This window comes from Hyphomonas sp. UBA4505, assembly GCF_002388685.1.
Classification (GTDB): Bacteria; Pseudomonadota; Alphaproteobacteria; order Caulobacterales; family Hyphomonadaceae; genus Hyphomonas.
Genome location: NZ_DGMZ01000002.1, coordinates 15,172 through 27,183 on the forward strand (window position 1 = coordinate 15,172; position 12,012 = coordinate 27,183).

The window sequence follows — 12,012 nt, forward strand, 5'->3', positions numbered from 1 at the left end:
TCATTTACAAACCCGCCTTCAGGCGGCAAGTCAGCCGGGCAAAGTGAGGATCGCCATATGACCAATTCCAATGACATGCCGCTTGCTGCCAAGCCGATTGATCGTGCCGCGCATCACCGCAAGGACGATGCCTGGCTGGATGCAGCTTTTGCGCGCGACGATGTGCTGGTCCTGATGCTGCGCAATGGCGATCCATTCGCTGCGACAGATGGCGGCCTTGTCTGGATGGGGCCGGAAATCGAGAAAGTCTCGCCGGGTTCTCCCCGCATTTTCCTCGGTCAGGATACGAGCGGCGCACCCGTCTTCGCGGTCAATCTGCCGCCCAAATTTGATCTTGAAACCTCTCTCATCGCAGGCGTCGGCGAGTTCATTGAGTTTCGCGCGGCGGCCGGGCGCATGAGCGCGCTGGAGGCCAATTGCACCTCGACCGCACGCAGCATCTTCCTTTGGCACGCCTCGCATGGCTTCTGCGCAAAGTGCGGCGCAGGTACCGCGATTGTCGAAGCGGGCTGGAAACGCGAATGCCCCGCGTGCGGCACCGAGCATTTTCCGCGCACGGACCCCGTGGCCATCATGCTCGCGGTCAAGGGCGACAAATGCCTTGTTGGCCGACAAGCAAATTGGCCTGCCGGATTTGTCTCCTCCCTCGCAGGCTTCTGCGAGCCAGGCGAAACAATCGAGCAAGCCGCCGCACGCGAACTGGAAGAGGAAGCCGGCATTGTCTGCGACCCCGCCAGCGCCGAATACATCGCTTGTCAGCCCTGGCCCTTCCCGTCTTCGCTGATGGTCGGCCTGATCCTGGAAGCTCAGACAGACGAAATCACGGTCGACACCGACGAGTTGGAATCGGCTGAGTGGCTTACGCGCGACGATGTCAAACGCATGCTGGCTGGCACGCACGACCGCTTCTTCTGCCCCCCGCCCATGGCCATCGCGCACCATCTGTTGAAAGTGTGGGCCGAACGGGGCTGATCGGGCGGTCTGACCTCAGACTATCCCTTTGCGGAGTTACGCAAAAATGGAGTTGATTTTGTTCGAATCATTCTAGGCTGAATGTTGCCATTTACAGGAGACCCGACATGGCAACAGCAACTCTGAAAAAGCCGGCCAAGAAGGCCGCCACCAAAAAACCCGCGGCCAAGAAAACCGTGGCAAAAACGGCCTCAAAGCCAGCCAAGAAAGTAGCGGCGAAACCCGCTGCGAAAAAAGCTGCGGCAAAGCCGGCAGCCAAGAAGGCTGCCGCTCCGAAAGCGGCCGCATCGGCGAAGAAGCCTGCAGCAAAGGCCACCAAGCCCGCTGCAAAGAAACCTGCTGCAAAGAAGCCGGCCGCAAAGAAGAAGTAAGCTTGCGGACATGCTTGTCGGAAACGGGCGGGCCTCCCGCCCGTTTTTTTGTGCCGATATTGGGGGCCGGACCGAAAACCCCCACGCCCATAGGACGCGGGGGACTCTGACAGGTCAGTGGCAAACGGCATCGAGTGCCCTCTGGCCCGTTCAGACCGGACTGATCTTCGCGGATGGGGTACCCGCTTGATCCTCCGCCAATCATACCGGCCCATTGTGGCGATTCTTTTTGCCCGCCGTTTACGCGGGGAATTTTTCGACTTGTGCAGCACCGGAACGCCTGGCCGGACGAAACAGTTGATTCAACACGCTTTTGCAGGACGCGCCGGAGAAAGATGCACTCCAATTTTCTGAAAACGCCCTTTAACCAATTGGGCCGCTTGCCCTAGTCATTAATGCTGGCCCAGACTGTATCCGCGCGATCGATGAATGCTGGAACGTCCGAATCCCACTTCTTCTGGATGCTCTTGCTGTAATTGAGATAGAGCTTTCCATCGACGATCTTCCAGTATCTCGCATCGCCCTTTGCATGCTTGCCGTCCGCCATCGCCCAAGCGCAATAGCCGCCATATTGAGGCGCATATTTTTCCGGGGCTTCTATGAAGGCGTCACGATTGACCGCAGAAGCGAATTTGAACTTTGCGCCCATATAGTCAGCCGTGAACGCATCATCGCCCTTCACCGGCGCTCCCGATGTGAAATAGGCGACAGGGTCATACCCCTGCAAGGCCGTGTCAGAGAACACGCCCGTATAGATTGGTGGCTCCGCATGCGCGATCGGTGCGACCGCCACAATGGGCAGTCCAGCAAGCCCAGCGGCAAAAATCATCGAACGTAGCTTCATTTCGAAAACTCCGGTTGGGTTCAGGATTGGACTGATGCCAGTTTGGCAGGTGCAGAGGTACGGTCCACCACAGTGCGCGCATGTCCAGGCAGGAGGGCACGGCCTACTCCGGTGAGAATGGAAAGGAGCGTACTCCGATGAAACAAGAGATACGCAATCGACGCCAGCCAAACCGCAACCGCCATGGCGAAAAGGCCGCCTCCATCATTGTTCGGATCAATGCCCAGCGGCGTGAACAGATGGAAACTTACCGCTCCGGTCATGACAGCGGTCGCGATCAATGCGCCCAGTGTCTGCAACCGGCGCAGGGCTGGAACAAGGCCTATGAGCAATAGTGTTGAGGCTACCAACTCAGCTGATCCGATGACGTACTGGCTGAACAGGCCGGTCTGATCGAACAATCCCCCCGCCCCGAAGCCGGCAGCCCACGCATCAAGCTTTCCGAAAATCACCTGCGTTTCGGGCGCATTGGTAAACTTGAACCGCAAACTGTCCAAAAAGACTGCGGCGGCGATCAGCGCATAGGCTACTGGGGCATATTTCTTGACGTGTGACAGCATGTTTTACGTCCTCCCTTGCGCAGGCTTGTCTCACGAAATTCGCTCGCCCTCAAAACAAGGACGTGTGAGCCCCACCCACTTTTGTGTGAGCCGAGGGGCTAAATTTCGTGAATTGCTGTTTCGCACTCGCGAAACGCGTTTATCGTCCCTAAATTAGCGTTCGAAATGCAGGGAGGGGTCAGATGGACCGTATCGACGCAATGCGCCTGTTCGTTCGCGTGGCTGAAGCGGGCAACTTCTCCAAGGCCGCCGCGGCGCTCGGAGTGGGCCAGCCCACCGTGTCCCGCCGCATTCAGGATCTCGAAGCCCAACTAGACGTTACGCTCTTCCAGCGGACAACACGTGCGCTCAGCCTTACCGAAGCTGGCGAACGCTTCTACCGACGCGCAGTCGACCTGATCGCGGATTATGAATCTGCGGAGGCTGAAGCGCGCGGCCTGCAACATGAGCCGGTCGGCCTGCTACGCATATCGTGCTCGAATTCCTTCGCCCGGAGGATCATTGTCCCGGCCATTCCACCCTTCCTGGAGAAATATCCACGCATTCGGTTCGATGTGATTTCGGATGACGCGCTGACCGACCTTGTCGAGGAAGCCATCGACCTGGCATTCCGCTTTGGCCATCTCAGCGATTCCCGGCTGATGACTCGGAAGCTCGCAGATTCTCCACGTACGCTCTGGGCAGCGCCCGAATACCTTGCGCGCAAGGGCACGCCGCAAACCCCGACAGACCTGGAACACCATGATGCCGTCCTGTTCAGGAAAGGGCTCTACTCTGACTGGACTCTGACACGCGGCGACGAGAAGATAACTGTGAGGGTGGACGGCCCATTCGCAGCGTCTGGTGGCGATAATCTCGTCCAGGCCGGACTTGCCGGACTCGGTATCCTCATGGCGCCGAACTGGCTGGTTTCAGGCTGCGTATCAGATGGTCAACTGGTCCGCATCCTTCCCGACTGGGAAATGGAGAGCCTGCCCGTGAATTGCGTCTGGACCGCCGGCCGCCTACGCGGAAAGACAAAGCTCTTTGCCGACCATGTGACCGAAGCTCTGAAAGAGGCGATGTCTCACTGCTAGTCCGGCGCGTGTTCAGTGCTTGGGAACACGCCGAGAATTTTCAGGGATTGCGAGAAAAAGCCCAGCTCTTCCAAGGCCAGCTGAACGTGTCGTTCATCCGGGTGACCGTCAATTTCGGCATAGAAGAGCGTCGCAGTGAACGACCCGCCGACCATATAGCTTTCCAGCTTGGTCATGTTGATGCCATTGGTCGCAAATCCGCCCATCACCTTGTAGAGCGCGGCAGGAATGTTGCGCACCTCGAACATGAACGCCGTTTTGGCGGGGCCATCCTTGGCTTCAACGTCTGAATGGTCCTTCGACATGATTATGAACCGCGTCGTATTGTGGGCGGCGTCTTCGATGTCTTCAGCGAGGATTTCCAGACCGTAGACCTCCGCAGCCAATCGCGGCGCAATTGCCGCCACGGATGGATCGCCGAGTTCGGCCACTTCGCGTGCCGCGCCTGCCGTGTCCGCCGCTGTGACCGAATCAATGCCGTGCGTACGCAGGAAATTGCGGCATTGTCCGAGGCCCATGATATGAGAGCGCGCTTTTTTTATATCTGCCAGGCGCGTGCCCGCCAGCGCCATCAACTGGAACCGAATCGGCAGATAATACTCAGCAACGATCTGAAGCTCGGTGTTCGGCAACAGATAGTGAATGTCCCCCACCCGGCCGGCGATCGTGTTTTCCACGGGAATCATGGCCAAATCGGCATCTCCCCGCTCCACAGCCGCGAAACAGTCCTCAAACGTGCGGCACGGCATCGGCTCAAGGGCAGGATACGCTTCGTTGCAGGCGATATGAGAGTTTGCGCCAGGTTCACCCTGATACGCGATTTTGCCGGTCATGGGTTTGATGTCCCCTTTTTCGTGGAATCATGTGCGTCGGATCGCCGCGACGAAAGGGGGAAGCCCTATAACGCACAGCCTTTATATTGTCTGCACTCCGTTAGCGTGCCAAAAGGCGCGCGCCAAGACGTATGACCAGACAGATTCGAAGGAATGCCTCCATGGGAGAACTCGGTCTCAACAAGATTTTCGGTGCGCTGCTCGCTACAGCCCTCGGAGTCTTCGCCCTGCAGACACTATCCGGCATCGTGTTCAGCGGTGGAAGCGAAGGCGCCCATCATGGCGACGAGCACGCTGAAGCGGCCTCCATGACGGAACAGATGTGCGAGAAATTCGCCTACTGCGTCGAAGTTGCTGACGCAGGTGGCACCGGCGGCGAAGCCGAAGAAGTCTTCGACCTCGGCCTTTTGCTGGCCAGCGCAGATATCGCTCGTGGCGAGCGCACTTTCAAAGGCAAATGCGCCACGTGCCACACGATTGATCAGGGCGGCGCGAACGGCACCGGCCCGAACCTCCATGATGTGGTCGGCGCCGACAAGGCTGCCCATGCCGGATTTGCCTATTCTGCCGTGCTTGAGGGCATGGACGGTGAATGGAACTACGCAAACCTGAATGACTGGCTCTACAACCCGTCTTCCTACGCTCGCGGCACGACCATGTCCTTTGCTGGACTGCGCCGCGATGATGATCGTGTAAACGTGATTGCCTATCTCGCAGCAAATACCACCAACCCACCGGCCTTCCCGGAACCACTCGCTGCTTCTGCTGAAGAAGGCGCCGAGGGCGAAGAGGGTGCGGAAGCTGCCGAAGGCGACGCCGTCGAAGCAACCCTTCCAGCCGATGGCGTGGACGACATGGAAAACCCGACCCTGGCCACCGGCGAAGTCAAAACCATCGATTCAGTTGATGCGACCGGCCGGGATGATGGTGGCACCGGTGAGACCGTAACCGTTCCGGCAGAAGCCGTCGAAGCAGTTGAAGACGCTGCAGGCGAAGCTGAAGAGGCCGTGACTGAAGCCACGGACGATAACTAGGCGCTTACGCTTAGCCAGTCGGGGGTGCGCCCCCGTTTCGACGAAATATCTATGCGCCGGGCCCCTATGGGCTCGGCGTAATAGTTTGCGATCCTTGTAATGGCAGACTCCAGCGGTTCGACCGCCACAGCCATGTGCCACGCATTCGCATGCAGCAAATGGTCGGCATCGGTCATGATGCCGACATGCCCTTTCCAGAAGACGAGATCGCCTCGGCGCAAAGCGTTCGGCGCGCGCCAGTCCGGAATGTCATCTCCGGTCCAGGCAAACTGCATGTCACTGTCGCGCGGCAGTATCACACCCACCGCCTCGAAGGCCTGCTGGGTCAGCCCGGTGCAATCGAGCCCGAGGCTCTCCCGTCCGCCCCACAGATATGGCGTGCCGAGAAAACGCTCTGCCACCACGACCGGGTCATCTTCCAGAAACTTCATCGGAACGACATGGCGCGTGTGCACCCATCCGCCGCGATCCGAATAAAGCCAGTCACCTTCCCGCCCGCTGACCGACAAACGCGCGCCATGGCTCAACAGGAAGCGCGGGGCAGATTTGAGATCAGGTTCGCTGTAACAATGTGTCTTGGATGACGAAACCTTATGCGTTGGCTGTAGTAGCGGCGCAGATAGCGCCTCCATGGTTACCCAACCGCAATACCGGTCACGGCGACACTGCACCAGGCCGAACTCGCCCTGCTCTCTGAGCACGTCCACAATCTCGCCATGCAGGGCCTGCGTAGCGAGGCGACCATCAGGCGCCGGTGTCTCGCGTACAGCCGCCACACCGGCGGTCACCTGATAGGCAAAGGCCTCGCCAACGGGTCGCTGAAGTCTCTTGTCGTAAAATGTTGGCATGCCTGTTCCCGTATTCGGGCGCTTCAGGCGGCGGCGTTGGTCTTCCCGCTGCGCTTGGGCGCCAATTGGCTATCATCCTTGCCAGAAGCTGCGGCAAGAACAAGGCCGGAGAATGTCCGCAGATATGCCATACCGGCTGGTGTGCGCTCGATGAAGATATTGCGCAGATCCGTGTCGTCCTTGATCCGGCGGATGAAATCGAGCCGGGCGAGCGCATCCAATGCCCGCGTGACCGCTGGCTTGGCGATATTCAGGTGCTCGGCCAAGCCGCGTACCGTATGGGGTCCAGGTGTCAGCGCGATCGTCATCAGAATGGCCTGCTGGCGCGCGGTCAAATCGGGCGCGTCCGAACGCACAGACGCCGTTACGGCACGTCGCCACAATTCTAGACCTTCGCGCTCAGACAGTGCCATCTCTCTACCCTTATTGTTCGCCTTATCGGAGAATCTCAGCTGATTTGCGGACTCCGTCTAGGGGGCTTGTCCTGTAAAGCTGGGGACAGGGGCCTTCACATTCCGGCCGAAACGCACGACATTGCAGGCATGGCCCAATCACATAGTCACATTCACGCAAACACCCCGTGCAGCCCCCAGGACGTGGATGCTTTCCTCAATGAGGCGGAAACCCTCGTCATGCGGCGCGGACAGCGGATGACGCGCATTCGCCGCAAGGTATTGCGCCTCCTGCTTGAGAGCACAGCGCCCGCCAAGGCGTATGATTTGCTGGCCAATCTCGACGGCGAAGGCTCTGCCAAGCCCCCTACCATCTATCGCGCGCTCGATTTCCTCCAGGAGACCGGCCTCGCCCACAAGATCGAAAGCCTGAACGCCTATGTCGCTTGCGGCCATGCCAGCCACAATCACTCTGCGGTGTTCCTCATCTGCGACACCTGCCATGGCGCAGAGGAATTGCACGCAACAGCAACGAATGAAGCGCTCGACGCTGAAACAACCGCCGCAGGCTTCCAGATGAGCCGTGCCGTCGTGGAAGTGCGCGGCAAATGCCGGGACTGCGCCGCATGATCACATTGTGGAGGGGGAGCTGCAATCAGTGGGATTGCGACGAGATGGGGCACATGAATGTGCGCGTCTATGTCGAGAAGCAATTGGAAGGCCTCGCCGCCTTTGCGCCGGACCTCGGCATGCCACACGCTTTCAAGGCGTCGTCGCCATCGACGATCATTCCAGTCGATCAGCATATCCGCTTCGTACGCGAAGTTTTGCCCGGCCGGCCGCTCACCATGAATGGTTGCGTGCTGGAAACGGACGAAGACAGCGCCCTGATCTATCAGGAACTACGCCACGCAGACGGATCGCTCGCCGCCGCCATGCGCACGCGCGTGCTACATGTCGACACCACCATGCGCAAACCTTTCCCCTGGAGTTCTCGAACCCGCGCGGCCTTCCCGAATTTCACAGACACCGCGCCCGAGGAATCCGCGCCACGCTCCATCGACATGTCGGCGCCCGGCCTGCCGCTGTCAGACATCACGCTCGACCGGATAAAGAAGGTCGGCGCTCCCCTCGCCGGACGCGGCGCCATTCCGCCCCAACATCTCGACGTGCATGGGCGCATGCAGCCCTATTGGATGATCGGGCGCACCTCGGATTCAGTGCCAAATATTCTCTACAATTGGCGCAAGCGAGTGGCCGACACGGCAGGCGATCTGCGCATGGGTGCTGCAGTATTGGAATACAGGCTCCGCTACCATGCGATGCCCGTCGCCGGTGATTTGTATGAGCTCTACACCTCATTTGGCGGCGCCTCTGGAAAGACGCACAATCTGATTCACTGGATGATGGATCCGGCCAAAGGTACGCCTTGGGCCACCATGCAGGCGACCGCTATCACGCTGGATCTCGATGCGCGCAAGGCCATCCCAGCGCCGCCCGAAATGATAAGTGAGCTGACCGAAATGGCGGCGCCCGGCCTTGAAATCTAGGCTTCCTTGGCGATGATATCTGCCACAGCCGGAATATCCTTCAGGTTTAGTCCGGCGATATTGATGCGTCCCGAATTTGGCATGTAAAGACCACTCTTCTCACGCATCGCCGTGATGCCGTCCTTCGACAGCGGCAGCTGGCTGAACATGCCATTCTGCATCGCCACCGCGCCGAGCCGGTTGGAACCGGTCTTCTCGACCAACGTCTCGGCCAGCGCCTTGCGCAGCGAGGTCATCCGTTCACGCATCTGCGTCAGTTCGGCCTCCCATTCGGCGCGCAGGTCTGCATTGTTCAGGATGGTGGCAACAATCGCTGCGCCATGCGCTGGCGGCATGGAATAGCTCGCTCGCGCCAGCGCTGCGACATGTGTTGACGCCGCCGCGATGCCCTCAGCCGACTCGCCCACGGCAAGGAAACAGCCTGCGCGCTCGCGGTACAGGCCGAAATTCTTTGAGCAGGAATAGGAGACCAGCGCTTCGCCCGCTGCCTCGATGAACGCGCGCACGCCTTTGACGTCTTCGTCCAGCCCCTTCGCAAAGCCATGATAGGCAACGTCCAGCATCGCGATCAGGCCCTTGCTTTTCACTAGCGCTCCGACTTTTTTCCAGTCCTCGATGGTCAGGTCGATGCCGGTTGGGTTGTGGCAAGGTCCCTGGATGATGATGCCATCCCCGCGTTCGGCCTTTTCGATGCCCGCCAGCATGGCAGCAAGATCAAGCTCACCCGTCTCCGGATCAGCATAAGGATACTCGGCAACGTCCAGTCCCATGAAGCGCACGACGTTCGGATGGTTGGGCCAGGTCGGGTTCGACACCCAGACCGTCTTGACGCCCATCCGGCTCATAAGGCCGGTGCCAAGGAACAGTGCGCCACATCCGCCCGGTGCGGTGAACGACAGCGTACGCCCTTCTTGGGTAGCGGCCGCCCCTTCCCCGAACACGAAGCCTTCGATGGCGGCGCAATAGTCGGTATTGCCGCGCGGCCCTTCATATACCTTTGTGGTCTGGGATTTCAGGATCAGCGCCTCGGCTTTGGCCACGGCCGACATCACCGGGGTTTCGCCCTTGTCATTCTTGTAGACGCCGACACCCAGGTCGAATTTTTCATCGCGTGGATCTTCGCGATAAGCCGTCATCAGGCCGAGAAGTGCATCCGCCGGCATGGGTGTCAGGGTCGAGAATTGGGACATATTGGAAATCCGTTTGTTCTGGGAAGTCGCGCCGGACCCTATGCAGTTGTGGATGCCACGGCAACCGCCACGTACGGAACCGATTGTCGCGTCGGGGCTTTACTCCTCAGATACAGAAAGGCCCCTGATGACCCACCACGCCAATACCGCCCTCGAATGGCTCATGCGGGCCGGATATGGGGCGCGAGGCATGGTTTACCTGATCGTAGGCGGGCTCGCTTTTTTTGCAGCCCTGAATGGCGGTGAGGCCGAAGGCACCTCCGGCGCGCTGAACTTCCTGATCCGCCAGCCTTTTGGTGCCGTGCTGCTGGCCATCACGGCCGCCGGCCTTTTCGCCTACACACTCTGGCGACTAGTGGACGGCATCATGGACCTCGAAAATGAAGGCGATGATGCCGAAGGCTACGCCAATCGCGCAGGTCAGATCATGTCAGGCCTGACCCATGCTGCCCTCGGCGTCTCGGCCATCCTCATCCTGATGAAGGGCGCGCAGGCCAGCGGCAACGATTCCTCCGCCGAGAATTGGAGCGCATCCCTGATGCAGCACCCGGGAGGTCGACTGGTCGTTATCACTGCTGGAATCACGACGCTAAGCGTTGCCATCTACCTGTTCGTGAAATCGTGGAAGGCGGCTCACCGCAAAGATATCGTCCGCAAGGAAATGGCGGAGAAGCTCGAGCCCGTCGTCCGCTTCGGTCTTGCCGCACATGGCTTCGTCCTGCTGATTGTTGGTGGTCTGATCCTGACCGCTGGCATAACCGCCAACCCGGAACATGCCGCCGGCCTTGGCGAAGCACTGCGCATTCTGGAGACACAGACGTTCGGACGCATCCTGCTCGCGCTCGCAGGGGCTGGCCTTGCAGGCTTCGCGGTCTATTGCTTCGTGATGGCGCGCTATCGCATCGTGCCCAAACTGTCAGGCGACGCACTCTAGGCGCGCGCCGACTGTCAGTTCATTGTGATTAGTCGACCAGTGTGGCCTCGGTTTTCGACTTCACCTCGTCCAGCGTTACGTCCGGCGCGAGTTCGACGATTTTCAGGCCGCCCTCGACCACGTCCATCACGCAAAGATCGGTGATGATCCGGTCGACCACTTTCAGGCCGGTCAGGGGCAGCGTGCATTCCTTCAGAATCTTGGACTCGCCGCGCTTGTTCGCATGATCGGAGATCACCACGACACGACCGACACCAGCCACAAGGTCCATCGCACCGCCCATGCCCTTGACCAGCTTGCCGGGGATCATCCAGTTCGCCAGGTCGCCATTCTCAGCCACTTCCATCGCGCCCAGGATCGCCATGGCGATCTTGCCACCCCGGATCATGCCGAAGCTGGTAGCGCTGTCGAAGTAGGCTGTCTGGGGAAGCTCGGTAATCGTCTGCTTGCCAGCATTGATCAGGTCCGCGTCTTCTTCGCCCTCATAGGGAAACGGTCCCATGCCCAGCATGCCGTTTTCCGATTGCAGCGTGACGTTGACGCCGTCCGGAATATGGTTCGCCACCAGCGTCGGAATGCCGATGCCGAGGTTCACATACATGCCGTCTTCAAGTTCCTGCGCGGCCCGCGCCGCCATCTGGTTACGATCCCAAGGCATCAGGCACTCTCCTTCTTGCGGACAGTCCGCTGTTCAATCCGCTTTTCGAATTCGCCCTGCACAAGACGGTGCACATAAATGCCCGGCAGATGGATCGCGTCGGGGTCCAGTTCGCCCGGCTCGACGATTTCCTCGACTTCCATGACGCAGATCTTGCCACAGGTCGCGGCGGGCAGGTTGAAGTTGCGCGCAGTCTTGCGGAAGATCGCATTGCCGGTCGTATCGGCCTTCCAGGCTTTCACGATGGCCAGGTCTGCGAAGATCCCCTCTTCCAGGATATAGGTCTCGCCATTGAAGACCTTCTCTTCCTTGCCTTCGGCCACCAGCGTGCCGACGCCCGTCTTGGTGTAGAAGCCCGGAATGCCTGCGCCGCCAGCGCGCATGCGCTCGGCCAGCGTGCCTTGCGGGTTGAATTCCAGCTCCAACTCGCCGGAGAGGTATTGCCGCATGAATTCTGCATTCTCGCCGACATAGGACGAGCACATCTTCTTGACCTGCTTGGTCTGTAGCAACACGCCGAGCCCAAACTCATCAACGCCCGCATTGTTGGAATAGACGGTGAGGTCCTTGGTGCCGGCCTCGCGGATCGCCGCGATGGACAGTTCCGGAATGCCGCAAAGGCCGAATCCGCCTGCGGCAATCGTCATGCCGTCGAACAGCACGCCATCCAGCGCGTCTGCGGCCGTCTTGTATATCTTGCTCGCCATGAAGTGCGGGCCTCCCCTTGGGTAATGCTGCGGTGCAGCAGGG

General features: G+C 59.7%; 15 protein-coding genes. 7 read left to right on the forward strand and 8 right to left on the reverse strand.

Features of this window, described 5'->3' with window-relative positions:
- The first annotated feature begins 57 nt into the window (after positions 1-57).
- Together nudC and B3527_RS00755 are read left to right on the forward strand one after the other, a co-directional pair.
- Complete coding sequence (nudC, locus tag B3527_RS00750) at positions 58-972, forward strand: NAD(+) diphosphatase (protein ID WP_290478697.1); 915 nt, start codon at positions 58-60, stop codon at positions 970-972.
- A 107-nt stretch (positions 973-1,079) separates the two neighbouring features.
- Positions 1,080-1,343, forward strand: coding sequence for a hypothetical protein (locus B3527_RS00755; protein ID WP_290478696.1), 264 nt, complete (start codon positions 1,080-1,082; stop codon positions 1,341-1,343).
- Positions 1,344-1,728: 385 nt separating this feature from the next.
- Here B3527_RS00755 and B3527_RS00760 read toward each other — a convergent pair whose 3' ends face one another.
- Positions 1,729-2,187: a YHS domain-containing (seleno)protein gene (locus tag B3527_RS00760; RefSeq protein ID WP_290478695.1), complete on the reverse strand. Its 459-nt coding sequence runs from the start codon at positions 2,185-2,187 to the stop codon at positions 1,729-1,731.
- Between the two features lie 20 nt (positions 2,188-2,207).
- On the reverse strand, positions 2,208-2,747 hold the full coding sequence (locus B3527_RS00765) for a hypothetical protein (RefSeq protein ID WP_290478694.1): 540 nt from the start codon (positions 2,745-2,747) through the stop codon (positions 2,208-2,210).
- A 182-nt stretch (positions 2,748-2,929) separates the two neighbouring features.
- On the opposite strand from B3527_RS00765, the gene B3527_RS00770 reads away from it, so the two are divergent.
- A complete protein-coding gene (locus tag B3527_RS00770) occupies positions 2,930-3,823 on the forward strand; it encodes a LysR family transcriptional regulator (protein WP_206992332.1) in 894 nt (297 codons plus the stop codon).
- Here the strand turns inward: B3527_RS00770 and B3527_RS00775 are convergent.
- Positions 3,820-4,656, reverse strand: coding sequence for a prephenate dehydratase (locus tag B3527_RS00775; protein WP_206992331.1), 837 nt, complete (start codon positions 4,654-4,656; stop codon positions 3,820-3,822). The genes B3527_RS00770 and B3527_RS00775 overlap by 4 nt on opposite strands.
- A gap of 161 nt (positions 4,657-4,817) precedes the next feature.
- On the opposite strand from B3527_RS00775, the gene B3527_RS00780 reads away from it, so the two are divergent.
- A complete protein-coding gene (locus tag B3527_RS00780) occupies positions 4,818-5,690 on the forward strand; it encodes a c-type cytochrome (protein WP_290480831.1) in 873 nt (290 codons plus the stop codon).
- Here B3527_RS00780 and B3527_RS00785 read toward each other — a convergent pair.
- A complete protein-coding gene (locus tag B3527_RS00785; protein WP_290478692.1) occupies positions 5,687-6,538 on the reverse strand; it encodes an NlpC/P60 family protein in 852 nt (283 codons plus the stop codon). The genes B3527_RS00780 and B3527_RS00785 overlap by 4 nt on opposite strands.
- A gap of 23 nt (positions 6,539-6,561) precedes the next feature.
- On the reverse strand, positions 6,562-6,951 hold the full coding sequence (locus B3527_RS00790) for a MarR family transcriptional regulator (protein ID WP_034815997.1): 390 nt from the start codon (positions 6,949-6,951) through the stop codon (positions 6,562-6,564).
- Between the two features lie 183 nt (positions 6,952-7,134).
- On the opposite strand from B3527_RS00790, the gene B3527_RS00795 reads away from it, so the two are divergent.
- Positions 7,135-7,560 (forward strand): transcriptional repressor, encoded by a 426-nt coding sequence (locus B3527_RS00795; RefSeq protein WP_290483950.1) that lies wholly within the window; start codon positions 7,135-7,137, stop codon positions 7,558-7,560.
- The gene (locus B3527_RS00800) at positions 7,557-8,480 is read left to right on the forward strand and encodes a thioesterase family protein (RefSeq protein WP_290483954.1); all 924 of its coding nucleotides are present in this window, start codon (positions 7,557-7,559) and stop codon (positions 8,478-8,480) included. Before B3527_RS00795 ends, B3527_RS00800 begins: the two co-directional genes overlap by 4 nt.
- Here B3527_RS00800 and B3527_RS00805 read toward each other — a convergent pair.
- A complete protein-coding gene (locus B3527_RS00805) occupies positions 8,477-9,670 on the reverse strand; it encodes an aromatic amino acid transaminase (protein ID WP_290478689.1) in 1,194 nt (397 codons plus the stop codon). The two genes, B3527_RS00800 and B3527_RS00805, sit on opposite strands and share 4 nt — an antisense overlap.
- Positions 9,671-9,797: 127 nt before the next feature.
- Between B3527_RS00805 and B3527_RS00810 the strand changes: the two genes are divergently transcribed.
- Complete coding sequence (locus B3527_RS00810; RefSeq protein ID WP_290478688.1) at positions 9,798-10,604, forward strand: DUF1206 domain-containing protein; 807 nt, start codon at positions 9,798-9,800, stop codon at positions 10,602-10,604.
- Positions 10,605-10,632: 28 nt separating this feature from the next.
- On the opposite strand, the gene B3527_RS00815 is transcribed toward B3527_RS00810, so the two are convergent.
- Together B3527_RS00815 and B3527_RS00820 are read right to left on the reverse strand one after the other, a co-directional pair.
- The gene (locus B3527_RS00815) at positions 10,633-11,262 is read right to left on the reverse strand and encodes a CoA transferase subunit B (protein ID WP_034815987.1); all 630 of its coding nucleotides are present in this window, start codon (positions 11,260-11,262) and stop codon (positions 10,633-10,635) included.
- Positions 11,262-11,969: a CoA transferase subunit A gene (locus B3527_RS00820; protein ID WP_034815984.1), complete on the reverse strand. Its 708-nt coding sequence runs from the start codon at positions 11,967-11,969 to the stop codon at positions 11,262-11,264. Before B3527_RS00820 ends, B3527_RS00815 begins: the two co-directional genes overlap by 1 nt.
- Between the last annotated feature and the right edge of the window lie 43 nt (positions 11,970-12,012).

Bases quoted from the DNA above. Each gene is read 5' to 3' on its own strand.
- nudC (WP_290478697.1), top strand. From the start codon at position 58: ATGACCAATTCCAATGACATGCCGCTTGCTGCCAAGCCGATTGATCGT.
- B3527_RS00755 (WP_290478696.1), top strand. From the start codon at position 1,080: ATGGCAACAGCAACTCTGAAAAAGCCGGCCAAGAAGGCCGCCACCAAA.
- B3527_RS00760 (WP_290478695.1), bottom strand. From the start codon at position 2,187: ATGAAGCTACGTTCGATGATTTTTGCCGCTGGGCTTGCTGGACTGCCC.
- B3527_RS00765 (WP_290478694.1), bottom strand. From the start codon at position 2,747: ATGCTGTCACACGTCAAGAAATATGCCCCAGTAGCCTATGCGCTGATC.
- B3527_RS00770 (WP_206992332.1), top strand. From the start codon at position 2,930: ATGGACCGTATCGACGCAATGCGCCTGTTCGTTCGCGTGGCTGAAGCG.
- B3527_RS00775 (WP_206992331.1), bottom strand. From the start codon at position 4,656: ATGACCGGCAAAATCGCGTATCAGGGTGAACCTGGCGCAAACTCTCAT.
- B3527_RS00780 (WP_290480831.1), top strand. From the start codon at position 4,818: ATGGGAGAACTCGGTCTCAACAAGATTTTCGGTGCGCTGCTCGCTACA.
- B3527_RS00785 (WP_290478692.1), bottom strand. From the start codon at position 6,538: ATGCCAACATTTTACGACAAGAGACTTCAGCGACCCGTTGGCGAGGCC.
- B3527_RS00790 (WP_034815997.1), bottom strand. From the start codon at position 6,951: ATGGCACTGTCTGAGCGCGAAGGTCTAGAATTGTGGCGACGTGCCGTA.
- B3527_RS00800 (WP_290483954.1), top strand. From the start codon at position 7,557: ATGATCACATTGTGGAGGGGGAGCTGCAATCAGTGGGATTGCGACGAG.
- B3527_RS00805 (WP_290478689.1), bottom strand. From the start codon at position 9,670: ATGTCCCAATTCTCGACCCTGACACCCATGCCGGCGGATGCACTTCTC.
- B3527_RS00810 (WP_290478688.1), top strand. From the start codon at position 9,798: ATGACCCACCACGCCAATACCGCCCTCGAATGGCTCATGCGGGCCGGA.
- B3527_RS00815 (WP_034815987.1), bottom strand. From the start codon at position 11,262: ATGCCTTGGGATCGTAACCAGATGGCGGCGCGGGCCGCGCAGGAACTT.
- B3527_RS00820 (WP_034815984.1), bottom strand. From the start codon at position 11,969: ATGGCGAGCAAGATATACAAGACGGCCGCAGACGCGCTGGATGGCGTG.